Source organism: Streptococcus ovis DSM 16829, assembly GCF_000380125.1.
Classification (GTDB): Bacteria; Bacillota; Bacilli; order Lactobacillales; family Streptococcaceae; genus Streptococcus; species Streptococcus ovis.
On record NZ_KB904582.1, the window covers coordinates 1 to 23,653 of the forward strand.

A 23,653-nucleotide genomic window follows, 5' to 3' on the forward strand; every position below is an offset into this window, starting at 1 on the left:
CTATCAGGCGAACTTTCTGTTAATCAAGCTACTAAATGATGATTTACCGCTCACCTTATCTGTACTACAATGTAACTGAAAGGCAGGTAAGGTATGAAGGATAAAATAATCACACAGGTAGTTAATATTATGGCAGAACAGCTGACAATGGAGCAATTAGAGCAATTAGAGAGAGTGTTAGCGGCTAACTTGGCTAATGTTGTAATGACGGAGAATGTTTCAAAGGTTGATGAAACATCTAACCCCAAATTATTGCACCTTTTTATCTCTGCCAAGAGGATTGAGGGGTGCAGTGAAAAGTCATTAAAATACTATAAAATGGTTATTGAGAAAATGGTAGCCGAGTTGGATAAACCAATCAGGCAGATAAGCACCAGTGATTTAAGAACTTATCTTGCCAACTACCAAAAAGAACGCCAATCTAGCAAAGTAACGATTGATAACATGCGACGTATTTTTAGTAGTTTCTTTAGCTGGCTAGAAGATGAAGATTACATTTTAAAAAGCCCAGTGAGACGTATTCACAAGATTAAGACGGATAAGGTTATCAAGGAAACGCTATCGGATGAAAGTCTAGAGCTGCTTAGAGATACTTGCGACAATATTCGTGACTTAGCCATGATTGATTTGCTTGCTTCAACTGGCATGCGTGTTGGAGAGCTGGTTCGACTTAATCGTGAGGACATCAACTTTCATGAGCGTGAGTGTTTGGTGTTTGGTAAAGGAAATAGCGAGCGGATTGTTTATTTTGATGCAAGAACAAAGATACACTTAATCAATTATCTCGATAGTCGGAAAGATGACAGCTCTGCACTCTTTGTGTCATTAGCTTATCCCTACGACCGATTGATGATAGGTGGTGTTGAGACGAGATTGAGAGAGATTGGAAAACGGGCTAACCTTCAAAAAGTTCACCCACATAAATTCAGACGAACACTAGCAACAAGAGCAATAGATAAAGGCATGCCCATCGAGCAAGTTCAGCACTTACTAGGTCATGTCAAGATAGACACGACTATGCACTATGCCATGGTCAACCAAGCGAATGTCAAAAATTCGCATCGTAAATACATAGGATAAGGAGGAGTGACAATTGAACGATTGGAAATGGGTAAAGCTTTCAGAAATCATAGATTTTAATCCAAAAGAACGGTTGCTTAAGGGAAGCATTTCTAAAAAAATAGCAATGGAAAAAATAGAACCATTCACTCGTGATATTTCTGAGTTTGAGAGATTAGAATTTAAAGGAGGTACAAAATTTAGAAATGGCGATACTTTAATAGCCCGTATTACGCCCAGTCTTGAAAATGGGAAAACAGCTAAGGTAAACTTACTGGATGAAGATGAAATAGGGTTTGGTTCAACAGAATTTATCGTAGCAAGAGCCAAAAAAGGTATTAGTGATGAAAATTTTGTTTATTATCTAATGCTTGACCCAAAGGTTAGAGAGGTTGCTATCAAATCAATGGTAGGAACTTCTGGAAGACAAAGAGTTCAGCTAGATGTTGTTAAGAATTATGAAATTCTATGTCCTCCATTAGAGGAGCAAATTCAAATTGGCAGAATTTTGAGTGTAATTGATGATAAAATTGAAAATAATAAAAAGATAAATCATCATTTAGTAGCTTGATTAACAGAAAGTTCGCCTGATAGGAGTTTTGGCAAGAGGCAATCCCTTAACTCGGATAACTTTTGAATTTCAGCATTATTATTAAATATTAAATTAAATAATGGTTGCACTGTTTTATGGAAGTCAACTAAAAATTGATCTTTTATTGGAAGAATAACTTTGAAGCTATCGAAATCAGATTTTGAAATATTTATATAAACTGTTCCCGAACCAAGATTAGCATAGTAATCAAAAAGGTCTTCCAAAGCGAAAAATAAATATTCATCAAAGATATTAGAAATTGGTTTTGCACTACCTGTTCCTCGACCAATAGCATATTCTTTAAATATTTTTGTTGTTAAACCAATAGTTGCTCTCACACCAAACACATATTCTCCAGGTCTAGCTATTTTTCTAGGATCAGATGTCCATTTTGAGGGTGAAATACTGTTTCTGAAGTCTGTAGCTCCATTTAATAACGGCAAACCAATCTTGTCATCATTATAAGTCTCACCCTTAGGAGATTGTCCCATCGTAATTCTAGCAATATCTGAAAGATTTTGATATTTAGTGTCATTAGACGATATTAAATTTTTATAAAGCAATCTAGCTTGCTCAAGTAAATGATGATTTATCTGTCATCTTAACTATATTTTAAAGGATATTGAAAAATGAAAGTAAGTATTTTTGATAAGGATATTTTAAAACAGTTTTCTAATATATGTGCTACGATTACTGCAATTTTATCGGCCGTATTGATTTTTCTTGATATTCCTAATAAATGGAGGCTTACTTCTGGCGTTGTATACGTTGCATTTCTCTGTGTCATTTATATCTTTTTATGGAGAAGGGCAAATAGATTGAGACAAGTCAATATTAAAATAGGTGTTACAACCCTTATTGTAAAATCAGGCGATATTTTTGAAGAAGATGGTCTGAAAGCGATTGCTTTTAATGAATATTTTGATACGACAGTTGATGATAAAATAATTGCTAAAAAATCTTTGAACGGACAGTTTATTTTGAATCATATTGATGATGTTGCTAAATTAAATTCCGATATTGAAAGTGATGATGATTTAAAAAATAGTATTGTAGAGAAGGAAGTAAAGCGAAAGCAAGGAAAAATGACTCAATATAAGTTAGGAAGTTCCATTTTGATAAATGATGAATATATTTTAACTGCTTTTAGCCGATTTAATAAAAATAATCAAGCAGAACTGACAATTCAGGAATATGTCAATTTTCTTTTAACGTTTTGGAATGAGATTAATAGATTGTATGCTCAAAGGTCAGTTACAGTTCCAGTATTTGGCTCGGGAATAACGAGATTTAAAAATGGTTTTGAAGATATTGATATTAATGAGCTACTGCGTATCATGATTTGGACTTTCAAAGTCAGCAAAATAAAGTTTGCGTACCCTGCAAAATTAACTATTATTGTGCATAATGATTTACTCAATCAGGTAAATCTATATAAATTAAAGGAGAATGAATAATGGCTTATCGGAATAAAACTTATGTTGCTTTTGATGGTGATAATGATATGCGTTACTATCAACTAATGAAAGCTTGGAAACAAAGTGATAACACAGCGTTTAATTTCTATGATGCTCATGACATTAATAGAGCTAGAGATTCTAGCCAGGAAGAATCCATTAAACGGCAACTTCGTGAAAGAATGACTAATAGCAAGGTTTTTATCTTATTAATTGGTGAGAACACCAAGTATTTAAGAAAGTTTGTAAAGTGGGAAATTGAGCTTGCCATTAAGAAAGGCTTACCAATTATCTGTGTTAATCTAAATAAAAGCAAACAAAGGGATAACTATTGTCCATCAAGTTTAGATGGTCAACTGGCTATATTTATCCCTTTTGGAAATAAAATTATGCAGTATGCTCTTGAAAACTGGCCTCCTTCGCATGAACAATACCTTAAAAAAGGGGAAGCGGGTTCTTATTTTTATAAAGATACAGTATATAAACAATTAGGATATTAAATTTAGAATTTATTGGGAGATATACTTATGGGATTCACCGAAAACAACTACGAAAATGCAGTTATGGAGCTTTTTCGTGATAGTTTAGGGTATTCATCTTTTTATGGTCCTGATGTCGGGAGGGACTACCGCGATAGTCTTTTTCGTGATGTGCTTTATGTAGCCTTGGAGAAACTAAATCCCTACTTACCGAGCTCTGCTATTGATTTTGCTATCAATAAGTTGCGTGATTTTGAGAGCGGCACACTGTTGCAGAAAAATAAAACTTTCATGGATTATCTCCAAAATGGGGTGCCTGTCACTTATGTTAAAAATGGCGAAGAGGTTTCGGACATTGCTTACCTCGTTGACTATGATAATACTGACGCTAATAGCTTTATTGTCGCTAATCAATGGACAATCGAGGAACATAGTGAGAAACGACCAGACATTATTGTTTTTCTCAATGGTCTACCTATTGTGGTCTTTGAGTTGAAAAGCCCGTCACGTGAGGAAACGGAAGTTTCAGAAGCTTACAGTCAGCTCCGCAACTACATGAAGGAAATTCCATCTTTATTTTATTACAATGCCTTTTTGGTCATGAGTGACATGGCAACATCAAAGGCAGGGACTATCACAGCTGGTGAAGATCGTTTCATGGAGTGGAAGACGACTGATGGCAATTATGAGGATACACAGTTAGCAAACTTTACAACCTTGATTGAAGGCATATTTGCCAAAGAACGTTTGTTGGATATCCTTAAAAACTTTATCTGTTTTTCAGGTGATGCCAAAATTTTAGCAGCTTATCATCAGTATTTTGCCGTGAAAAAAGCAGTTCGTTCTACCTTAAAAGCTACGCAGACTGACGGGCGTGGTGGTGTCTTCTGGCATACGCAAGGCAGCGGCAAGTCCCTTTCGATGGTTTTCTATGCTCATTTGTTAGATAAGATATTACGGTCGCCAACAATCGTTGTCCTGACGGATAGAAATGATTTAGATAATCAGTTGTTTAAGCAATTTGACCGCTGTTCTCAATTTTTACGCCAAACACCAGTACAAGCGACAAGTCGTAAACATCTTAAAGAACTATTATCTGGTAGGCAAGCGAACGGGATTATTTTCACAACCATGCAGAAGTTTGAAGAATCATCGGAAGCCTTGTCAGAACGACATAATATCGTCGTTATGGCTGACGAGGCACATCGTGGTCAGTATGGTTTAGAAGAAAAGATTGATCCCGCAACTGGTAAGTTTAAAATCGGGACAGCGCGCATCATCCGTGATAATCTCCCCAATGCGACCTATGTTGGTTTCACTGGAACACCTATTTCAAGTAAAGACAAATCAACAACAGAAGTATTTGGGGATTATATCGATATTTATGATATGACACAGGCTGTTGAGGACGGTGCAACTAGACCTGTCTACTATGAGAGTCGTGTCATACATCTCAACCTTGATGAAAAAATCTTGCAGGAGATTGATGCCGAATATGACGTGTTGGCAGAGCAATCCGAAGATTCTGCCATCAATAGGAGTAAAAGAGAACTTAGTCGACTGGATAGTGTTTTAGGTGCTGACCAGACCATTTCGGCGCTAGTGACAGATATTATCACCCACTACGAAGATAATCGTGAAAATGAATTGACGGGGAAGGCGATGATTGTCGCATATTCGAGACCTATTGCGATGAAGATTTATCATAAGATACTTGACTTGCGTCCTGATTGGGGTGATAAGGTTGGTGTTGTGATGACTTCTAGTAACAAAGATCCCGAAGAATGGCATGATCTTATAGGCAATAAAAAGCATAAAGAAAAACTGGCTAAAAAATTTAAGGATGATAATAGTCCTTTCAAGATTGCTATCGTTGTTGATATGTGGCTAACTGGTTTTGATGTTCCAAGTCTTGCGACCATGTATGTCTATAAGCCGATGTCTGGTCATAATCTCATGCAGGCTATTGCGCGTGTTAACCGTGTCTATAAGGATAAAGAAGGTGGTTTGGTCGTTGATTATGTTGGTATCGCCTCAGCTTTAAAACAAGCTATGAACGATTATACCAATCGCGATAAAGGCAATTTTGGAGACACCAATATTGCTGCAACAGCTTACCCTAAATTTCAAGAAAAGCTTGAAGTTTGTCAAGATATGTTCTTTGGCTTTGATTACACCGCTTTTAAAGATGAAAATGCAACGAATCTGATGCGTGCTAATGTCATCACGGGTGGTGTCAACTTTATCACTAGTAGAGACAAGGATAAGGAGAGTTTTTTACGGGAGGCTACTCTCTTAAAGCAAGCCCTGCAGCTCTGTCGTTCCTTACTAACGCCAGAGGAACGCTATGAAGCAGCTTATTTTGAAGCTGTTCGAACAATATTAACGCGTATTGTTAATCCTCGAAAACCTCTATCGGTCAAAGAAATTAATGCTAAAATCAGTGAGTTGCTAAAATCAAGTATTAAGAGCGAAGATGTTATCAATCTATTTGCGGATTCTGAAAGAGATTTTTCATTGTTTGATCCTAAATTCTTGGACGAAATTGCAAAGATGAAAGAAAGGAACATTGCGGTTGAATTGTTGAAGAGGTTGATAAGAGAACAAGTTCATATTTATAAGCGAACAAATGTTGTTCAATCTGAGAAATTTTCAGAGATGCTTTCCAGAGCTATGAAAGCCTACTTAAATGGTATGTTGACAAATGAGGAAGTTATCGAAGAATTAAAACGCATGGCGTCGGAAATGCAAGCAGCAAGTGATGAAGGAAATGAACTAGGACTTAGTCCAGAGGAAATAGCTTTTTATGATGCGATTACCAAACCTGCTGCTGTTAAAGATTTTTATGATAATGACCAGTTAGTTGCCCTGACGCGGGAGCTGACAAACGAATTGCGGAGAAGTCGCACGATTGATTGGCAGAAAAAGGAATCTGCTCGCGCTAATATGCGACGGATCGTTAAGAGACTTTTGAGAAAATACAAGTATCCTCCAGAGGGGCTTGAAGATGCCTTGTCAACAGTTATCACACAATGTGAGTTATGGGCGGATAGTTAATAGAATTCAGGAGAAATACATGAATCGAACCTTACACTACTACCAATTTTCACCAGAAACTCAATACTTGGATAGAAAATCAGCACGCAAGAAGCCACAGGAATTACTCAAGCATCTGATTGCCTTTGCCAATGCAGACGGCGGTCAGTTGGTGGTTGGTATTGAAGATGAGAAACAGGACAACATTATCACTGGTTTCAAGGATGGCAGAGCTTATCCAATAGACGATTTCAAAAAGATTGACCGTGAGATGCGTGACACTCCTCTGGACTTATCTTTTGAAGAAATCCCTGTGGTTAATCACAAGGGAGAAGATGATTTAATTTTGGTTATATCAGTTGAATTGTCATCAAATCGAGTGATTGCTGCGCCTAATGACGAGGTCTATCTGCGTCAGGGAGATGAAACTGTTAAACTAAGTTATGAGCAACGTACTCAGCTTAGCTATGATAGGGGACAACGTTTTTTTGAAGATGAAACTATTCCTGATGCGACCCTGGAAGACATCGATGACAACTTGGTTCAGGATTTTAAAAATCGGTTTGATATTTCAAACCGTTCGACAGAAGAAATCCTTAAAGCACGGCGTTTTCTCGTGAATGGTAAACTGACCAAGGCAGCAATTCTACTCTTTGGTAAATATCCGTCAGCGTTTTTCCCACAAGCTCGTGTTCGCTTTCAACGTTTTGATGGGATAGATGTGGGAACGGGCAGTAGTTTCAATGTCATCAAGGAAGTGACTTTTGATGATGCACTTCCGACTTTGATTACCAAGGCGCGTGATTTTATTCGAACTCAGCTTAGAGAATTTCAGTATCTGAATGATGAGGGGCAATTTCAAATCTTGCCTGAATATCCTGAGTTTGCTTGGTTCGAAGGTGTTGTCAATGCAGTAACTCACCGTGATTATTCTGTCTACGGAGATCACATTAGGGTGATGATGTTTGATGACCGATTGGAAATTCATAGTCCAGGAAAGCTCCCAAATATTGTTACCGTTGAGAATATCAAACACGAACGCTTTTCAAGAAATCCGAGAATTTCCAGGACTTTGACTGAATTTGGTTGGGTTCGTGAGATGAACGAGGGTGTCAAGCGTATCTATTCTGAAATGGAATCAGCTTTTCTTCATGAGCCTAAATACTCAGAACCAGGAAACAAAGTGGTCCTAACTCTTGAAAATAATATTGTCAGTCGCCATCTTCGTACACGTGACAGCCTAGAAAAACAGTTCTCTGATTTTAGTAATTTAAACGCAGATGAGCAGGTTATTGTCCACTATATGTACAATTCTGGCGAGAAAATGACAACAGCAAAGGCGATTGAAATTACTGGTAGAAGCCGTAAATTTATTGTAAAAACTATGAAAAACTTACAAGAATTGGGCATCCTTAATTGGTACGGCGCAAACAAAAATGATAGACATCAGTACTATACTTTAGTTGACAGATAGTTTATCCTTTATGAAGTAGGATACAGTAGGATACAGTAGGATACAGTAGGATACAGTAGGATACAGTAGGATACAGTAGGATACAGTAGAACATAAAAAGTGGTCTTCAACGAAAGGTTGATAACCACTTTTTAATTATAATTTTGTTATGTTTCCATCTTGCTTGAGGAAGTGAATAATTGTTTTCTTTAAATCTTCAAAATCTCCTTGAAAGGTAGCAATTTCAACTGTCTTTTCAAGTCCATCCTGTAAGGAAAGATTGGATTGGTAACCATTCATTGCTAGAAATATATGCAAGGCAAGAACAGCAGTTCGTTTATTAGCATTATAAAAAGGATGTTTTTTAATCAAATTTATCCAGATAATAGCAGCTTTACTGTAGATATCTGGATAGAGAACTTTTCCGAAAATCTCTTGTTTAGGCTGTTCAACAATCATTTGAAGACTGTTTGGATCAGCAATGCCAACAGGTTCATTAGGAGAATATTTACCAATAACCATGACATTGATTTTGATAATATCTTCAGCAATTAGGTATCTCATCTATCCACCAATTCTTTCAAAAGCTCATCGTATTGGTTCATGGCTTTTTCTAGTTCCTTATCAAAATCAAATTTTGGCTCAGCTTTACGAATGATGACGTTATTTCCTGAAGTGACGAATTCAATTTCTTCTCCAATTTCTGCTCCAAGAGTTTCTTTAATTTTATTGGGAATTGTAATGACAGTACTATTTCCTGTTTTTCTCAAGATAACATTCATGGTTCTACCTCCGTTTGTATATACATTATAAAATGAACTTACAAAAAAGTAAAGTGAATACACATCGTTTCTCAATTACATAAGCTCCGAAAACGAGTTTTTGGTAATCTAATGGTAATCCATTATTTGTAGGATTAGGCTATAAGTGTTTAAATTTAATGAAACTGACTTTTGAAAGCTTGATTTAATAAGCTTTTATTGATATTTTACTTTTGCTACCCAAAACCAGGTCTTAAGAAAGCTCGTAAAGCTTCACAATTCTCAAAACGTTAAGAACCAGCTACAATACAACAGAACAATACTTCATGGATTACCATGGAGTATTTTCTTTTTGAAAGAACTGGCGGCACAATTTACGTAGTTGTTGCGACTTTAGTCGCTTACAAATACGGATGCAAAGGAGATGGAATCGCCGTGCCTCAAAACGTTAATCCGTTTGGAGTTACGTTTTATGACACCTTCCAAATGGAAGGTGTCTTTTTTTGGTGCAAATATTAAATAGAACCAAAAATAGCTATGCATGCAAAATGGATAGCTATTTATCTTTGGTCCTATTATTTCTGACACATCTACAACCACAACATCACAACATTAGTCCAAAACCAACTGAAAGGCATGACAAGGAGCATGGCAGGAATCATGTCAGCGGTTGGAAATTGCTTGAGTTGGATCATGCGAAAGCCTGTTGCTAGCATAATAAAGCCACCACAAGCCTTAAAGTCAGCAATCATATCGGGAGTAGTGAGAGGTAAAATAAAGCGGGCAAGGTAGAAGAGCAGGGCAAAAAAGATGAATTGTGGGAAAGCGATAGTGGATACGACATAGCCAAGGTTACAGGCAAAGATGGCCGCAGTAAAGAAGTCTAGGATAGATTTCGAGATGAGAATGGTAGAGTCGCCTGTCATTCCAGCGTCCAAGCTTCCGTAAATTCCTGTACCACTGGCGCAAAACAAAACGATAACGGTCAGGAGATTCGCTAGAAATTCATCCTGAGGCATGGCGTGGTTTTGTTTGGGAAATAACTTGGCCATTTTGGCCCCGACTTGATTGATTTTCTCTCCTAGATGGATAAGTAGACCGAGTCCTGTTCCTAGAATTAAGGCGAAAATGACAGCGGGCATAGATTTCATGAGGATAATGGCAGAAATCCCCATTCCCATAGAGCAAAGTCCAAAAATTAAATTGAGTTGTGACTTGAATTCATCGCTTAAATGATGGCCAAGTAGGCCACCGAAAATTCCTCCGAGGATAACGGATAAACTATTGATGATAACGCCAGTAGGCATAATTTTCCTCCAAATAATCTTGATAGGGACTATTGTAGCACAGTCAGTATAAAAATCAAATCGAAATTTCGGGAAATAACTTGACTGGTTAAGTATACTAGGGTATAATTGAAGTCTAATATAAGGAGGTTTCAAATGGCAGAAAGATTAGATTTATCCAGTGCGTATCGCAAATTAAAGAGTCCTAATATCAAAACTCGGAAGCGAGCTTTAGCTGTTATTCATGCTCATAAGCGGCAGAATAAAAAGAGCTAGGGCTCTTTTTTGGCTACGTAGAATCAAATAAAGTAAATATAGCGACTCTGTAAATTAACAGCTATTTCCTATTTTTGCGAGCGACAGAGATCTATCGAAAAAGACTTTTTCTTAACAAGTGTTTCAATTTTTGCTATACTATAAGAAAGAAAGCGGTTCCTGGAGGTGTCGTATGGAAATACAAGATTTAATGCATTTATTAGAAGAGATGAAAGTTGGTGTCTTTGCAACGGTTGATAAGGATGGGAAACCACATGCCCGTCATGCCCATATTACGGCTGCTAATGAAGAAGGTGTTTTCTTCATGACGAGTCCTGAAACGCATTTTTATCATCAACTGATGGAGGATGGCCGGATTGCTTTAACAGCAATGTCTGAGGAAGAGTATTTGATCCAAGTAGTGCGCATTGAAGGGCTAGCAAGGCCTGTGGAAAATGACTATTTGAAATCAATTTTTGCAGATAATCCTTACTATGCACATATCTACAAAGATACAGACAGTCATAGTATGCAAGTGTTTCAGATTTATGATGGAGAAGGTTTCTACCATAGTTTGACTCAAGGTCACAAGTATGTCTTCTCAGTTGGTAAAGGGAAGGCTTCTATTGTCAAAACGATTTAAATGAGTAGCAAATGAAATCCTGGTCAAAGAGGGGAATACGGCTGTGTATAGTATTGTCTGTATTTCTATGAAATGAAAATAGACTAAACCCTCTTGTCAGTGTGACGAGAGGGTTTTGTGTTGGTCAACTTGATATAGTATGGATATAAATAAGGTGATAAAGAGTGCTGAAATAAAGGCTAGGTGGAGTGAAAAGGGAATCTCTAAGGAAGAAAAAGGCGAATTCCAGACGAAGTGGAAGAACACCACGAGAGCGATAAAAATAATACCTTTACGAACTTGATGGTGGAGAATGAGAAAGAAGCCCAAGACAACGATAGCTGTCATCATCCAATGTGAGGTTAGGGCTCCGGAAATTCGAACGAGACTCTCTGAAATTCCTGTAGCAGGCTTGTCATCTACAGCGGTTAGAATATAGTAAATGTCTTCAGAAAGCTGGAATCCTAGTCCAGCTCCTGCACCAGACATGATGACACTTTGCATATCTTTCTTCTTTAAAAAATAAAGAGGAAAGAGGGCAGCAATTAGCTTAAGAGGCTCCTCTGTGAAAGGGGCTGTCAAAGCCGCATCCCAATCTTTCATAAACGTAGGAGAAAAGATTTGCTCAAAGAGTAGGCTCAGAAGATTATTACTAGTTGCGGCTGCCCATCCTGCGATAAAATATCCACTCACAAAAGCCAAAGGAAACAAATACGGAGAGAGATTCCAACGCTTTTGTCCCCAAAGTAACACGATAGTAAGGGGGATGAGATAAAGGCAAAGACAGATCACACCAACAAATAAATAGGCGTATTCAATACCTGAAAAGTCCGCGTTATAATAGGAAGAAAATTCATACTCAATGCCAATGCAGACTAAAAAAAGATACATAAAGGTGATCACAAACAATCGATTTTTTTTCATATCTTTATTTTACCATATTTTAAAAAGTTTGACAGCTTATTTGGAAAACAGAATGCATTTGGAATATTGAATAGTGAGAAGTAAAATATTTCGGGGGCCTTGTTAGAAAATGTTGAGGAATAACTGGAATACATTTCCAGAGATTAGTAGAAAAGAGGCGTTTAATCTAGCAATAATATCGTTGCATAATTGGTCGGATTAGACTATAATAGATGGAAGAAGGATTGCTACTTGGATATTTTTGAAGCAATTGAACTATGGAAGTTTGCCACAGCTAGCATAGTTTCAAAGATAAAAAATATAGAAGTCGCACCTTCAGCTAAACAATTCATAAGTAGTAGCTAAAAGGCATCAACTTCGGGATTTGGATAGTGGAGTATGAGAGATTCAATCAGGCACATTGTATCTCTATTTTAGACTAAGTCATGAGTGGATGCTGAAGGAGAAAAGTGATTTGCACCCGCTTTTTGCTAGCTAACATGCCTACAATGAATTTGTTTGGTGACTAATATAGCAACCATAAGGAGGAAGCTGGATGGAATTTATTATTTTTTTAGTATTCGTGTTTATCGTTTTAGGAATCATAGCCAGTACCATTTATGTGGTCCGTCAACAGACAGTTGTCATCATTGAGCGTTTTGGCAAGTACCAAGACACGATGGGAAGTGGTATCCATATTCGCATGCCGTTTGGCATCGATCGCATTGCTGCCCGTATTCAATTGCGGATGCTTCAAAGTGAACTAGTCGTGGAAACGAAGACAAACGACAATGTATTCGTCACGCTAAATATAGCAACGCAATATCGGGTGAATGAAGAAAATGTTATGGATGCTTACTACAAACTGATGCGTCCAGAAGAACAAATTAAGTCTTATATTGAAGATGCCTTACGTTCATCAGTACCGAAATTGACGCTTGATGAACTATTTGAGAAAAAAGATGAGATTGCTCTTGAAGTTCAACGACAAGTGGCAGAAGAAATGTCGACTTATGGGTACATCATCGTAAAAACCTTGATTACAAAAGTTGAACCAGATGCTGAAGTGAAGCAATCCATGAATGAAATCAATGCAGCACAACGGAAGCGTGTCGCAGCTCAAGAGTTAGCTGAAGCGGATAAAATTAAAATCGTAACAGCTGCCGAGGCAGAGGCTGAGAAAGATCGTCTGCATGGTGTGGGGATTGCCCAACAACGGAAGGCGATTGTAGATGGATTGGCTGATTCTATCGCAGAATTGAAAGAAGCAAATGTTGGAATGACAGAGGAACAAATTATGGCCATTCTGTTAACCAACCAATATTTGGATACCTTGAATACCTTTGCGGCTAAGGGGCATCAAACAATATTCTTGCCAAATACACCAAATGGTGTGGAAGATATTCGCACACAGATTCTGACAGCCTTGAAAGCAAAATAATACATTTTATATATAAAATGTCCAATTTTCGAGAGGAAATGAGGCTAAAAGGCTTGACATTTCAAATAAGCTATACTATAATTACTAATTGTAAATAGTAAAAAGAAAGGGGTTTCTCATGACTAGCTACGAAAAAGTTGCAGCAGTAGTGGGGTGGGTCCGTGACAAAAAAATCACTGGATACCGCATCAGCAAAGAAACGAATGCTCGTGAGATGTCAGTCATCGCTCTTGCCCAAGGTAGAGCGAAAATTGACAATATTTCATTTGCTACTGCCCTAGGGTTAATTGATTTTTACGACAAAAATCATAAAAAGTACGAAGGATAGTCCTATCATTTGCACGGAAGGTAACTGTCAAAAGTTACCTTTTTTAATTTCTTTTAAAAATATGGATTTTCTTTAATTAAAGATAAAAAATAGGATAAATAAAAAAGGCCTGAAAAACCTTTTTATTTTGTGCTCAAGAAATGGTAAAAGCACCATTTGGTATTTCAGAATGTGACCAAAATGTCATCTAAAATATAAAATATGGCAGGGCTTCTGATGAGATGTGATACTTACGATTTGAGCCTAGTGTTTTAAATTTTTTGGATCTCAATGGCTCTCGAGTTTCAGGAATTTTTATCACGGATGAAAGTCTGTATTAAAGCGTGCAAATGCTATTGTTTTTCTGCTCGGATAATTACTGAAGAATAGATGTTGAAAAAATACCATTTGTCTTTACTCCAAAGACTATTTGTTTTTTGGGGAGTGAAAAATGAGAAAGAGGCTGGGACAAAAAGATTTTTAGTTTAGAAAATCTATACCAATAAATCTACTTTTCTAATAAAATGTACATAAAAACGAACAAAGAGACTCTTTAAATATATAAGAGATAGCCTTTGTTCGTTTTTTGTTTTATTGTTCAGAGTTTTGTCCCAGTCTGGAATAAGACTTAACTTTCATTTATTTCAAGAAACGTTGCAAAAATTCTTTGGTCCGTTCTTGTGTAGGATGTTCAAAAATATCTTGAGGAGTGCCTTCTTCAGCAATGACCCCTTTATCCATAAAGATGACACGGTCAGACACTTCTTTAGCGAATTCCATTTCATGCGTTACGATAAGCATCGTTAATCCAGATTGAGCTAGGTCTTTCATTGTTTTTAGGACTTCTCCGACCATTTCTGGGTCTAAGGCGGAAGTTGGCTCATCAAAGAGCATAGCTTCTGGATTGACAGACAAGGCGCGTGCGATAGCAACACGTTGCTTTTGTCCACCTGAAAGTTGCTTAGGTTTTGCTAGCCAATATTGTTCAGTCATACCAACCTTGTTGAGGTTTTCTTTGGCAATAGCTTCCGCTTCTGTACGAGAACGTTTCAGAACAGTTGTTTGAGCAACAATCGCATTTTCTAGCACATTGAGGTTTTCAAATAGATTGAAAGACTGGAAGACCATTCCTAATTTTTCACGATAAGTGGTCAAGTCGTATCCTTTTTCTAAAACATTTTCACCATGGAAAAGGATTTCACCCCCTGAGGGTTCTTCTAGTAAATTAATAGAGCGAAGAAAGGTTGATTTTCCTGATCCAGATGAACCAATGATGGAGATAACTTCTCCTTTGTTGACAGAAAGAGAAATATCTTTCAACACCTCATTGTTTCCATATGATTTATTTAAATGATTGATTTCTAAGATGGTTTGTGACATAAGCTCTCCTATATTTGCATCTGGTTTGCCCCGGTAGTGTAATTGTCTGAATCAAAACGTTTTTCAATAGAGCGTAAGATACGAGTGACAGTAAAGGTTAGGACGAAGTAGATAATAGCAATGATGGTAAAGGTTTGGAAATATTGGTAAGTTTGTGTGGCAACAGTATTCCCAGAGAAATACAATTCTACAACAGAGATTACATTCAATACAGAAGTATCTTTGATGTTGATGACAAACTCGTTACCAGTGGCAGGTAAAATGTTTCGAATAACTTGTGGCAAGACGACTTTACGCATGGTCTGACCATGAGTGAAACCAAGAGCAGTTGCTGCTTCAAATTGTCCTTTATCAACAGCAAAGATACCACCACGTACAATTTCACTCATGTATGCCCCTGTATTAATCGAAACGATGAAGATAGCGGCGAGTGTTCGATTAATTGAAATGCCAAATGCTTGCGCAGTTCCGTAATAGATGACCATTGATTGTACAATCATCGGTGTACCACGGAAAATTTCAATATAAGCTGTTAAGAACCAACCGAAGACTTTTTGTAAAGCAGCCACAACAGCTTTCTCTGACTTGGGTGCTGTACGGAAAACACCAATGAGCAATCCGATGATAAGACCAACGATGGTACCAATCATAGAAATAAGAAGGGTGATCCCTGTTCCTCGTAAAAATTGTTTCCAGTTTTTAGAAAGAATGGTTCCCATTTGTTGGAAGAAATTTGGAGTTTCTTCTTGGTCAGCATCGTCTGCTGGTTGGATGTTAATCATTTTGTCCATTAAAGCAACGCGATCTTTTTCAGAAATAGTAGACAAGACATCATTGACTTGGACGAGTGTAGCAACGTCATCTTTTCGTAAACCAACAGCGGTAGCAGCATCTGATTCTGAAACTTCAAAGCCTGGATCAGGAGCAATCATTTTAAATGTTTTGTTGGCACTTTCAGCAGTAAGAGCTTCAGGACGTTCTGAAATGTACGCATCAATCACGCCTGATGACAGTGCTTGACGCATTTGAGAGAAGTCTCCCATTGGTGTTTGCGCATCTACCCCAGCTAATTGTGGGAAAAGGTTGACATGCCATACACCTTGTTGGGCAGTGATTTTAGCATTTTTAAAATCATCAAGTCCCTTGGCGTCAGCGAATTCTCCATCCCGTGATACGACGAGTACGGGTTCGCTTGTGTAATAACTATTTGAGAACGAAATTTCTAATTTACGTTCTTCTGTTGGACTCATACCTGCGGCAATCATATCGATTTTACCTGATGTCAAAGCTGGAATTAAACCAGTCCAAGAAATTTTGACCACCAATGGTTTTTTCCCCATGGATTCTGCAATCTTCTTAGCAATCTGTACATCATACCCGTTGGCATATTGATTTGTGCCTTCAATCTTGACGGCACCGTTTGAATCGTCTTCCTGCGTCCAGTTGAAAGGAGCATAGGCCGCTTCCATTCCGACACGGAGGTATTCGTCAGCTTTTACGCGGAATCCTGTAGCAATCAAAGCGACGAGAGTTAAGAGAAGTAAGGCGTATTTTTTCTTCATAATGTCTCCTTTGTTAAAAAATAGTGAATCCATTGTATAAAAAATTCTGAAAATTTGCAATAGTTTATTTTTGAAAAATTAAAAAAATCTATTTTTACGAATAAAAGAAGTTTTTGACCTGATTTTTTTGATACAGATCGGAATATGAAAAGGCCATGCAACGGCTTGTTGCTGCCTTGCAAACAGTTGCTGGATGTCAGTCTTTTCAAATCACTAGGAATGCAGAGATCGTATCAACAGATAAAACCTGATTCGATACGATATGGTAACACTTGTCTATCATTCATCGAAAATCATTTTAAATTTTATGGTATAATGGTAGAAAATGTATGGAGGAAAGAAATAGTGGTAGAGATTTTGAAGGCAATCTTTTTTGGGATTGTAGAAGGGATTACAGAGTGGCTTCCAGTTTCAAGTACGGGTCACTTGATTTTGATGCAGGAGTTTATCCAATTGAACCAGACGAAAGCGTTCATGGATATGTTTAACATTGTTATTCAGCTAGGAGCTATCTTGGCGGTTATGGTGATTTACTTTGAACGTCTGAATCCTTTTCAACCGGGTAAAACAAAGAGAGAAATTCAGTTGACATGGCAATTATGGCTGAAGGTTGTGATTGCTTGTTTGCCATCAATCGTGATTGCAGTACCTCTGGATGACTGGTTTGAGGCTCATTTTAGCTTTATGATTCCTATTGCGATTGCCTTGATTGTATATGGGGTTGCCTTTCTTTGGATTGAACATCGAAATGCAGCAGTGGAACCTCAAGTGACAACATTGGCACAGATGTCCTATAAAACAGCTTTCTTAATCGGCTGTTTTCAGGTGTTGAGTATTGTTCCAGGAACTAGTCGGTCTGGGGCTACCATTTTAGGCGGTATCATACTTGGGACTAGTCGTTCTGTTGCGGCAGATTTCACCTTCTTTCTTGCGATTCCTACGATGTTTGGGTATAGTGGATTGAAAGCTTTTAAATTCTTTTTAGATGGAAATGTTTTAACACTTTCTCAGGGAATTGTATTGTTAATTGCTAGTGTCACCGCTTTTGTAGTTAGCTTGTACGCAATCCGATTCTTGACAGATTATGTGAAAAAACATGACTTTACTGTTTTTGGAAAATACCGTATTGGACTGGGTCTGGTGCTGATTGCCTATTCTTTGTTTACTTGGATCTTCTAAAGCTGGCTTGTCCAGCTTTTCCTTTGTAAAAAACAAGGAATTCTTGTATAATTAATAGATATCATGTGCGAGGTATAACTATGAAAATGAAACAAATCAGTGATTCCACATTGAAAATCACGATTAAAATGGAAGATTTAGAAGAACGTGGCATGGAATTGGCTGACTTTCTCATTCCGCAAGAAAAAACCGAGGACTTTTTCTATGCAGTGCTGGATGAGTTGGATTTGCCAGTCACGTTTAAAGAGAGTGGCATGCTGAGTTTCCGTGTAACACCAAAACCAGATAAAATTGATATTTTTGTGACAAAATCAGATTTGGACCAGTCACTTGATTTCGATGATTTGGCCGAAATGGCAAATATGGATGAAATTTCTCAGATGACCCCGGATGAATTTTTAAAGACTTTGGAAAAGACTGTTCGGGATAAGAGTCTTGGCATGGGGGATGAACAGGCCATTCGGCACTTAGAAGAAGTAGAACAACAAGAAGAAGCGGCAGAAGAATATCATCCTTATATTTACTATATATTGCAGTTTAAAGATTTAGGACAGGCAGTGCGGTTTGCACATACGATTGATTTTGAAGTAGATACCTCAGAATTGTATAAGATGGATCACTCGTATTACATGACTGTTTTGATTCATGTTGCAAATCGTTCGCAACACTATCCAGCCTACCTACTGTCAAGAATGCTCGAATACGTTGATGATACACAAATAAGTCGCCCAGTCTTACAAGAGCACGGTCAATTGTTATTAGAATCAGGTGCACTCGAAGAATTGAGAAAGGTTCAGTTGGCATGATTCCATTTCCATTGAAGTACATCATGGTATTGATTGCTACCTTGATTGTTTCGGCGATTTCGACCCCTCTTGTTCGTTTTTTAGCCTTTAAAATAGGGGCGGTTGATAATCCGAATGCACGTCGAATCAATAAGGTTCCCATGCCAACAGCGGGTGGCTTAGCCATTTTTATCTCTTTTATTATTTCAACTTTGTTTTTTCTACCAGGATTGGTCAAGCATTTGAATTATAATGGGACGTACGTTGACTATGTAGTGCCAATCATCATAGCTGGCGGAATTGTCATTGTGACAGGCTTGATTGACGATATCAAAGAGTTGAAGCCGATTCCTAAATTACTCGGAATTGTCGTAGCAGCCTCTATTGTTTGGATGTGGACGGGCTTCCGTTTTAATGATTTTAAGATTCCTTTTGGAGGCCCCCTCCTTCATTTTCCATTATGGTTATCTTTTCTGTTGACCGTATTATGGATTGTTGCAATTACGAATGCAGTCAATTTGATTGACGGGTTGGATGGACTGGTATCAGGGGTTTCCATCATTTCCTTGACGACAATGGGTCTGGTTTCTTACTTCTTTCTCCATGATAGCAATATTTTTCTACCACTGACAATTTTTATTCTAGTGGCTGCAATTGTGGGATTTTTGCCGTACAACTATCATCCAGCTATTATCTACTTGGGAGATACTGGTGCGTTGTTCATCGGTTTTATGATTGGTGTTCTATCCTTGCAGGGGCTGAAAAATTCAACAGCTGTAGCAGTTGTAACTCCGATGATTATTTTGGGAGTTCCGATTACAGATACGGTTATTGCTATTATTCGTAGAACGCTATCGGGTCAAAAAATTTATGAAGCAGACCGGATGCATTTACATCATCGGCTCCTATCAATGGGACTCACCCATCGTGGAACGGTTTTAGTGATTTATGCCATTTCGTTTGTCTTTTCATTGACTTCTCTCCTGCTCAATGTCTCTAGTCGTTTGGGAGGAGTGATGTTGCTGGTTGCGCTTGTTCTAGGGGTACTTGTTTTGAGTGAAATGATTGGTATTTTTGGTGAAAACCGAACGCCGCTTTTGAATACATTACGCTTTATTGGGAACAGTTCCTACCGGCAAGAAGTGCTTGAGAAGTGTCGAAAAAAACGGGCATCAAAATAAGATAAAAACAGAGTCAACACTCTGTTTTTTTGAGTCAAATCAGCTGTTATCTTGAAACAACATCAGAGCAATATGGGCCGTTTTTTGGTATAATAGCGTGGAAAAAAATAAAAGGAGATTATCATGTCAGTATTAGAAATTAAAGACTTGCATGTTGAAATTGAAGGCAAAGAAATCCTCAAAGGTGTTAACTTGACCTTAAAGACAGGTGAGATTGCAGCCATTATGGGTCCAAATGGGACGGGGAAATCTACCCTATCTGCAGCGATTATGGGAAATCCGAACTATGAAGTCACAAAGGGGGAAGTTCTTTTTGATGGTATGAATATCTTGGAGTTGGAAGTCGATGAGCGCGCTCGTATGGGACTCTTTCTAGCGATGCAATACCCGTCAGAAATTCCGGGAATCACCAATGCTGAATTTCTACGTGCTGCCATGAATGCTGGCAAAGAGGAAGATGAAAAAATTGGGGTGCTGCCATTTATTAAGAAACTAGATGAAAAAATGGCTCTTCTTAATATGAAAGAAGAAATGGCAGAACGCTATCTGAATGAAGGTTTTTCAGGTGGGGAAAAGAAACGCAATGAGATACTGCAATTATTGATGATCGAACCAACGTTTGCTATTCTTGACGAAATTGACTCAGGCTTGGATATTGATGCCCTCAAAGTTGTTTCAAAAGGGGTCAATGCTATGCGTGGTGAGGGGTTTGGAGCGATGATTATCACGCATTACCAACGATTACTCAATTACATCACACCGGATGTTGTTCATGTCATGATGGAAGGTCGTGTTGTGGCTTCTGGTGGGCCAGAATTAGCAGCACGTCTTGAAAAAGAAGGATATATCCATCTAGCAGCTGAACTGGGAATTGATTATACAGAGCATGAAGAAGCCTAGTCTTTGTCATTGGCAAACTTTTTAGAAAGAGAGAAAAAATGACCAAAGAACAGATTCAATTTTTTTCACAAGAACACGCAGAGCCAATTTGGCTTAGTGATTTACGACAAACGGCCTTTGATCAAATGGATCGTTTGCCTCTTCCGGCTATTGAACGAGTGAAATTTCATCGTTGGAATTTGGGAGATGGCACAATTTCTGAAAACGAAGCGATTGGTGCAGTTCCAGATTTTACAGCACTAGGTGACAATCCAACATTGGTACAAGTCGGTACGCAAACTATACTAGAACAATTACCAGCAGATTTGATTGAGAAAGGTGTCGTTTTCACAGATCTCTACTCAGCCTTGGAAGAAATTCCAGAGATTATCGAAAAGCATTTTGGAACTGCCCTTAAATACGATGAGGATAAATTAGCGGCTTACAATACGGCTTATTTCAATGCAACGGCTGTTCTTTATGTACCAGATAATGTAGAAATTGAGCAACCGATTGAAGGTCTTTACTACCAAGACTCAACAAGCGCTGTATCTTTTAATAAACGAGTTTTAATTATTGCGGGAAGAAACAGTCAGTTTACTTATCTTGAACGTTTTGAAACAATCGGTGATGGAGAGGTGGAAGCTTCTGCCAATATCACCGTTGAAGTGCTAGCCCTTGCTGGTAGTCACGTAAAATTTTCAGCGATTGATCGATTGGGTGCAAATGTAACGACGTATATGAGTAGACGGGGACGTCTAGGAAATGATGCTACCATTGATTGGGCGCTTGGTGTTATGAATGAAGGCAATGTAGTTGCCGATTTTGACAGCGACCTGATTGGCAATGGAAGTCATGCAGATTTGAAAGTAGTGGCGTTATCAAGTGGTCGCCAAGTTCAAGGCATTGATACACGTGTGACCAACTATGGTCCGCATTCTGTAGGACATATCTTGCAACATGGTGTAATTCTAGAACGTGGAACCCTTACCTTTAATGGTATTGGTCATATTATTCGTGGGGCCAAAGGTGCAGATGCCCAACAAGAAAGTCGAGTGCTCATGCTGTCGGACAAGGCTCGCTCAGACGCCAACCCAATCTTGTTGATTGATGAAAATGAAGTGACCGCTGGCCACGCTGCGTCAATCGGACAGGTTGATCCAGAAGATATGTACTACTTGATGAGTCGTGGTTTGGACCGAGCAACAGCAGAACGCCTGGTTATCCGTGGATTCCTGGGGGCAGTGATTACAGAAATTCCTGTCAAAGAAGTTCGAGATGAACTCATCCAAGTGTTAGAAGATAAATTATCAAAGAGATAAAAATGACAAAAATTGATATAGAACGCCTGCGTCAGGACTTTCCAATCTTAGACCAAGAGGTGCATGATGAGCCTTTGGTCTATCTAGACAATGCAGCGACAACACAAAAGCCAGTACAGGTCTTACAGGCGCTGGGAAATTACTATAAAACGGACAATGCCAATGTGCACCGTGGTGTCCATACCTTAGCAGAGCGGGCAACCACTTCTTATGAGGCAGTCCGTCAAAAGGTTGCGGATTTTATTCATGCCCGCTCTACAAAAGAAATTCTTTTTACGCGTGGAACGACAACGGGCTTAAATTGGGTGGCGCATTTCGCAGCAGAAATCTTGCAGCCAAATGATGAGGTGCTGCTTTCTATTATGGAACACCATTCCAATATCATACCTTGGCAGGAAGCCTGTCGTAAGACGGGTGCAAAGCTCCGCTATGTTTATTTGAAAAATGGTGAGCTTGACATGGAATCTTTGCAATCTTCACTCAATGAGAAGACACGATTTGTCTCCCTTGCCCATGTATCAAATGTGTTGGGTGTGGTGAATCCAATTAAAGAAATTGCTCAATTGGTTCACCAAGTAGGTGCTTATTTGGTAGTGGATGGTGCTCAGTCTACACCGCACATGGTGATTGATGTTCAAGATTTAGATGCGGACTTTTTCGCCTTTTCAGGCCACAAGATGATGGCGCCAACAGGTATCGGTGTTTTATATGGGAAGGAAGAACTTCTTGAGCAAATGTCGCCTGTTGAATTTGGTGGTGAAATGATTGAATTTGTCCACGAACAATCGGCGACATGGAAAGAATTGCCGTGGAAATTTGAAGCGGGAACACCTAATATTGCAGGTGTCATTGGGCTCGGTGCAGCCATTGATTATTTAACAGAAATTGGAATGGATGCCATTCATGCCTATGAAGCAGAGTTAGTGTCCTATGTCTTTCCAAAACTACAAGAAATTCCTGGTTTAACGCTATATGGTAGTCAAGAATTGGCAAAAAGGACAGGGGTGATTTCCTTTAACTTGGATGACTTACACCCCCATGATTTGGCAACTGCTTTAGATTATGAAGGTGTAGCCGTGCGGGCAGGGCATCATTGTGCACAACCCTTGATTTCTTACCTTGGGACGGCAGCCACAGCCCGAGCAAGTTTTTACCTATACAATACCAAAGAAGACTGCGATAAATTAGTCGAAGCCCTCTTAAAAGCAAAGGAGTTTTTCAATGGCACTTTCTAAATTAGATGCTCTGTATATGGCTGTTGTGACGGATCACTCCAAACATCCCCATCATCGAGGGAGTCTCGAGGGAGTAGAGGTTCTTGAAATGCACAATCCAACCTGCGGTGATGTGATTGCCTTATCTGTTCGTTTTGAAGAGGGGAAAATTGCTGATGTTGCTTTTGACGGTGCAGGGTGTACGATTTCGACAGCATCAGCCTCTATGATGACGGATGCTATTATTGGGAAGCGGATTGAGGACGCTCAAAAGATGGCGGAGCTGTTTTCACAAATGGTGCAAGGAGAAAAAACTGAAGGGCAAGAAATATTAGGAGACGCGGCCCTACTAGCAGGTGTTTCTAAATTTCCACAGCGTATTAAATGTGCAACCTTATCTTGGAATGCCTTGAAAAAAGTGATTGAGAGAGAAGCCATTAAAGAGTGAACGTCAGATGGAGACTTCCCAGATGATGTGTCACTGCGGTAAGAGAAAGGAA

Annotated in this window: 24 protein-coding genes; 17 read left to right on the forward strand and 7 right to left on the reverse strand. The window is 38.6% G+C overall.

The annotated features are described in order from the left end of the window. Window positions 1–93: 93 nt before the first annotated feature. Together xerA and A3I9_RS0109690 are read left to right on the forward strand one after the other, a co-directional pair. Complete coding sequence (gene xerA / locus A3I9_RS0109685; protein WP_018378834.1) at window positions 94–1,080, forward strand: site-specific tyrosine recombinase/integron integrase; 987 nt, start codon at window positions 94–96, stop codon at window positions 1,078–1,080. A gap of 13 nt (window positions 1,081–1,093) precedes the next feature. Then, window positions 1,094–1,630 (forward strand): restriction endonuclease subunit S, encoded by a 537-nt coding sequence (locus A3I9_RS0109690; protein ID WP_018378835.1) that lies wholly within the window; start codon window positions 1,094–1,096, stop codon window positions 1,628–1,630. Here the strand turns inward: A3I9_RS0109690 and A3I9_RS0109695 are convergent. Next, complete coding sequence (locus A3I9_RS0109695; RefSeq protein ID WP_018378836.1) at window positions 1,615–2,214, reverse strand: restriction endonuclease subunit S; 600 nt, start codon at window positions 2,212–2,214, stop codon at window positions 1,615–1,617. The genes A3I9_RS0109690 and A3I9_RS0109695 overlap by 16 nt on opposite strands. A gap of 66 nt (window positions 2,215–2,280) precedes the next feature. On the opposite strand from A3I9_RS0109695, the gene A3I9_RS0109700 reads away from it, so the two are divergent. The 4 genes from A3I9_RS0109700 to A3I9_RS0109715 are packed head-to-tail and all read left to right on the forward strand — an operon-like array spanning window position 2,281 to window position 8,097. Continuing rightward, window positions 2,281–3,108 (forward strand): macro domain-containing protein, encoded by an 828-nt coding sequence (locus A3I9_RS0109700; protein ID WP_018378837.1) that lies wholly within the window; start codon window positions 2,281–2,283, stop codon window positions 3,106–3,108. Further along, complete coding sequence (locus A3I9_RS0109705; protein ID WP_018378838.1) at window positions 3,108–3,608, forward strand: TIR domain-containing protein; 501 nt, start codon at window positions 3,108–3,110, stop codon at window positions 3,606–3,608. The genes A3I9_RS0109700 and A3I9_RS0109705 overlap by 1 nt, the downstream gene beginning before the upstream one ends. A 27-nt stretch (window positions 3,609–3,635) precedes the next feature. Next, window positions 3,636–6,644 carry a type I restriction endonuclease subunit R gene (locus A3I9_RS0109710; protein ID WP_018378839.1) on the forward strand — a complete coding sequence of 1,003 codons (3,009 nt, stop codon included), beginning with the start codon at window positions 3,636–3,638 and terminating at the stop codon, window positions 6,642–6,644. Between the two features lie 19 nt (window positions 6,645–6,663). Next, a complete protein-coding gene (locus tag A3I9_RS0109715) occupies window positions 6,664–8,097 on the forward strand; it encodes an ATP-binding protein (RefSeq protein WP_018378840.1) in 1,434 nt (477 codons plus the stop codon). Between the two features lie 135 nt (window positions 8,098–8,232). Here the strand turns inward: A3I9_RS0109715 and A3I9_RS0109720 are convergent, their stop codons facing one another. The 3 genes from A3I9_RS0109720 to A3I9_RS0109730 all read right to left on the reverse strand — a co-directional run bounded on the left by A3I9_RS0109720 (window position 8,233) and on the right by A3I9_RS0109730 (window position 10,144). Beyond that, entirely contained in the window at window positions 8,233–8,640 is a 408-nt protein-coding gene (locus tag A3I9_RS0109720) for a type II toxin-antitoxin system death-on-curing family toxin (protein WP_018378841.1), read from the reverse strand. Next, window positions 8,637–8,858, reverse strand: coding sequence for an AbrB/MazE/SpoVT family DNA-binding domain-containing protein (locus tag A3I9_RS0109725; protein WP_001100856.1), 222 nt, complete (start codon window positions 8,856–8,858; stop codon window positions 8,637–8,639). Before A3I9_RS0109725 ends, A3I9_RS0109720 begins: the two co-directional genes overlap by 4 nt. Before the next feature lie 569 nt (window positions 8,859–9,427). Then, window positions 9,428–10,144 carry a DUF554 domain-containing protein gene (locus A3I9_RS0109730; protein WP_018378842.1) on the reverse strand — a complete coding sequence of 239 codons (717 nt, stop codon included), beginning with the start codon at window positions 10,142–10,144 and terminating at the stop codon, window positions 9,428–9,430. A gap of 135 nt (window positions 10,145–10,279) precedes the next feature. Here A3I9_RS0109730 and A3I9_RS13430 point away from each other — a divergent pair, with 135 nt between their 5' ends. Then, a complete protein-coding gene (locus A3I9_RS13430) occupies window positions 10,280–10,399 on the forward strand; it encodes a putative metal homeostasis protein (protein WP_018378843.1) in 120 nt (39 codons plus the stop codon). Window positions 10,400–10,571: 172 nt separating this feature from the next. Next, window positions 10,572–11,021, forward strand: a complete 450-nt coding sequence (locus A3I9_RS0109740) for a pyridoxamine 5'-phosphate oxidase family protein (protein WP_018378844.1) — start codon at window positions 10,572–10,574, stop codon at window positions 11,019–11,021. A gap of 96 nt (window positions 11,022–11,117) precedes the next feature. On the opposite strand, the gene A3I9_RS0109745 is transcribed toward A3I9_RS0109740, so the two are convergent. Continuing rightward, window positions 11,118–11,924, reverse strand: a complete 807-nt coding sequence (locus tag A3I9_RS0109745; RefSeq protein ID WP_018378845.1) for a PrsW family glutamic-type intramembrane protease — start codon at window positions 11,922–11,924, stop codon at window positions 11,118–11,120. 535 nt (window positions 11,925–12,459) lie between these two features. Between A3I9_RS0109745 and A3I9_RS0109750 the strand changes: the two genes are divergently transcribed. Then, window positions 12,460–13,344 carry an SPFH domain-containing protein gene (locus tag A3I9_RS0109750; RefSeq protein WP_018378846.1) on the forward strand — a complete coding sequence of 295 codons (885 nt, stop codon included), beginning with the start codon at window positions 12,460–12,462 and terminating at the stop codon, window positions 13,342–13,344. A 118-nt stretch (window positions 13,345–13,462) separates the two neighbouring features. Next, the gene (locus tag A3I9_RS0109755) at window positions 13,463–13,672 is read left to right on the forward strand and encodes a capsule biosynthesis transcriptional regulator (RefSeq protein ID WP_018166113.1); all 210 of its coding nucleotides are present in this window, start codon (window positions 13,463–13,465) and stop codon (window positions 13,670–13,672) included. A 618-nt stretch (window positions 13,673–14,290) separates the two neighbouring features. Here A3I9_RS0109755 and A3I9_RS0109760 read toward each other — a convergent pair. Together A3I9_RS0109760 and A3I9_RS0109765 are read right to left on the reverse strand one after the other, a co-directional pair. Further along, window positions 14,291–15,031 carry an amino acid ABC transporter ATP-binding protein gene (locus tag A3I9_RS0109760; protein WP_018378847.1) on the reverse strand — a complete coding sequence of 247 codons (741 nt, stop codon included), beginning with the start codon at window positions 15,029–15,031 and terminating at the stop codon, window positions 14,291–14,293. Between the two features lie 8 nt (window positions 15,032–15,039). Continuing rightward, on the reverse strand, window positions 15,040–16,593 hold the full coding sequence (locus A3I9_RS0109765) for an ABC transporter substrate-binding protein/permease (RefSeq protein WP_018378848.1): 1,554 nt from the start codon (window positions 16,591–16,593) through the stop codon (window positions 15,040–15,042). Between the two features lie 315 nt (window positions 16,594–16,908). Here A3I9_RS0109765 and A3I9_RS0109770 point away from each other — a divergent pair, with 315 nt between their 5' ends. From A3I9_RS0109770 to sufU, 7 genes are all read left to right on the forward strand, one after another. Further along, window positions 16,909–17,772 (forward strand): undecaprenyl-diphosphate phosphatase, encoded by an 864-nt coding sequence (locus tag A3I9_RS0109770; RefSeq protein ID WP_042361675.1) that lies wholly within the window; start codon window positions 16,909–16,911, stop codon window positions 17,770–17,772. An 80-nt stretch (window positions 17,773–17,852) separates the two neighbouring features. Next, window positions 17,853–18,578 carry an adaptor protein MecA gene (gene mecA, locus A3I9_RS0109775; RefSeq protein ID WP_018378850.1) on the forward strand — a complete coding sequence of 242 codons (726 nt, stop codon included), beginning with the start codon at window positions 17,853–17,855 and terminating at the stop codon, window positions 18,576–18,578. Continuing rightward, on the forward strand, window positions 18,575–19,738 hold the full coding sequence (locus A3I9_RS0109780) for a glycosyltransferase family 4 protein (protein ID WP_018378851.1): 1,164 nt from the start codon (window positions 18,575–18,577) through the stop codon (window positions 19,736–19,738). The genes mecA and A3I9_RS0109780 overlap by 4 nt, the downstream gene beginning before the upstream one ends. Window positions 19,739–19,861: 123 nt before the next feature. Next, complete coding sequence (sufC, locus tag A3I9_RS0109785; RefSeq protein ID WP_018378852.1) at window positions 19,862–20,638, forward strand: Fe-S cluster assembly ATPase SufC; 777 nt, start codon at window positions 19,862–19,864, stop codon at window positions 20,636–20,638. 38 nt (window positions 20,639–20,676) lie between these two features. Then, window positions 20,677–21,939: a Fe-S cluster assembly protein SufD gene (sufD, locus tag A3I9_RS0109790; protein ID WP_018378853.1), complete on the forward strand. Its 1,263-nt coding sequence runs from the start codon at window positions 20,677–20,679 to the stop codon at window positions 21,937–21,939. Between the two features lie 2 nt (window positions 21,940–21,941). Continuing rightward, window positions 21,942–23,174 carry a cysteine desulfurase gene (locus A3I9_RS0109795; protein ID WP_018378854.1) on the forward strand — a complete coding sequence of 411 codons (1,233 nt, stop codon included), beginning with the start codon at window positions 21,942–21,944 and terminating at the stop codon, window positions 23,172–23,174. Then, window positions 23,161–23,601 carry a Fe-S cluster assembly sulfur transfer protein SufU gene (gene sufU / locus A3I9_RS0109800; RefSeq protein WP_018378855.1) on the forward strand — a complete coding sequence of 147 codons (441 nt, stop codon included), beginning with the start codon at window positions 23,161–23,163 and terminating at the stop codon, window positions 23,599–23,601. The genes A3I9_RS0109795 and sufU overlap by 14 nt, the downstream gene beginning before the upstream one ends. Window positions 23,602–23,653 lie beyond the last annotated feature (52 nt).

Excerpts from the sequence above, each read along its gene's own strand:
- xerA (WP_018378834.1), top strand. The coding sequence starts at position 94 with ATGAAGGATAAAATAATCACACAGGTAGTTAATATTATGGCAGAACAG.
- A3I9_RS0109760 (WP_018378847.1), bottom strand. The coding sequence starts at position 15,031 with ATGTCACAAACCATCTTAGAAATCAATCATTTAAATAAATCATATGGA.
- A3I9_RS0109715 (WP_018378840.1), top strand. The coding sequence starts at position 6,664 with ATGAATCGAACCTTACACTACTACCAATTTTCACCAGAAACTCAATAC.
- A3I9_RS0109710 (WP_018378839.1), top strand. The coding sequence starts at position 3,636 with ATGGGATTCACCGAAAACAACTACGAAAATGCAGTTATGGAGCTTTTT.
- A3I9_RS0109750 (WP_018378846.1), top strand. The coding sequence starts at position 12,460 with ATGGAATTTATTATTTTTTTAGTATTCGTGTTTATCGTTTTAGGAATC.
- mecA (WP_018378850.1), top strand. The coding sequence starts at position 17,853 with ATGAAAATGAAACAAATCAGTGATTCCACATTGAAAATCACGATTAAA.
- A3I9_RS0109795 (WP_018378854.1), top strand. The coding sequence starts at position 21,942 with ATGACAAAAATTGATATAGAACGCCTGCGTCAGGACTTTCCAATCTTA.
- sufC (WP_018378852.1), top strand. The coding sequence starts at position 19,862 with ATGTCAGTATTAGAAATTAAAGACTTGCATGTTGAAATTGAAGGCAAA.
- sufU (WP_018378855.1), top strand. The coding sequence starts at position 23,161 with ATGGCACTTTCTAAATTAGATGCTCTGTATATGGCTGTTGTGACGGAT.
- A3I9_RS0109765 (WP_018378848.1), bottom strand. The coding sequence starts at position 16,593 with ATGAAGAAAAAATACGCCTTACTTCTCTTAACTCTCGTCGCTTTGATT.
- A3I9_RS0109730 (WP_018378842.1), bottom strand. The coding sequence starts at position 10,144 with ATGCCTACTGGCGTTATCATCAATAGTTTATCCGTTATCCTCGGAGGA.
- A3I9_RS0109720 (WP_018378841.1), bottom strand. The coding sequence starts at position 8,640 with ATGAGATACCTAATTGCTGAAGATATTATCAAAATCAATGTCATGGTT.
- A3I9_RS0109745 (WP_018378845.1), bottom strand. The coding sequence starts at position 11,924 with ATGAAAAAAAATCGATTGTTTGTGATCACCTTTATGTATCTTTTTTTA.
- A3I9_RS0109740 (WP_018378844.1), top strand. The coding sequence starts at position 10,572 with ATGGAAATACAAGATTTAATGCATTTATTAGAAGAGATGAAAGTTGGT.
- A3I9_RS0109770 (WP_042361675.1), top strand. The coding sequence starts at position 16,909 with ATGGTAGAAAATGTATGGAGGAAAGAAATAGTGGTAGAGATTTTGAAG.
- A3I9_RS0109725 (WP_001100856.1), bottom strand. The coding sequence starts at position 8,858 with ATGAATGTTATCTTGAGAAAAACAGGAAATAGTACTGTCATTACAATT.
- A3I9_RS0109705 (WP_018378838.1), top strand. The coding sequence starts at position 3,108 with ATGGCTTATCGGAATAAAACTTATGTTGCTTTTGATGGTGATAATGAT.
- A3I9_RS0109780 (WP_018378851.1), top strand. The coding sequence starts at position 18,575 with ATGATTCCATTTCCATTGAAGTACATCATGGTATTGATTGCTACCTTG.
- sufD (WP_018378853.1), top strand. The coding sequence starts at position 20,677 with ATGACCAAAGAACAGATTCAATTTTTTTCACAAGAACACGCAGAGCCA.
- A3I9_RS0109755 (WP_018166113.1), top strand. The coding sequence starts at position 13,463 with ATGACTAGCTACGAAAAAGTTGCAGCAGTAGTGGGGTGGGTCCGTGAC.
- A3I9_RS0109700 (WP_018378837.1), top strand. The coding sequence starts at position 2,281 with ATGAAAGTAAGTATTTTTGATAAGGATATTTTAAAACAGTTTTCTAAT.
- A3I9_RS13430 (WP_018378843.1), top strand. The coding sequence starts at position 10,280 with ATGGCAGAAAGATTAGATTTATCCAGTGCGTATCGCAAATTAAAGAGT.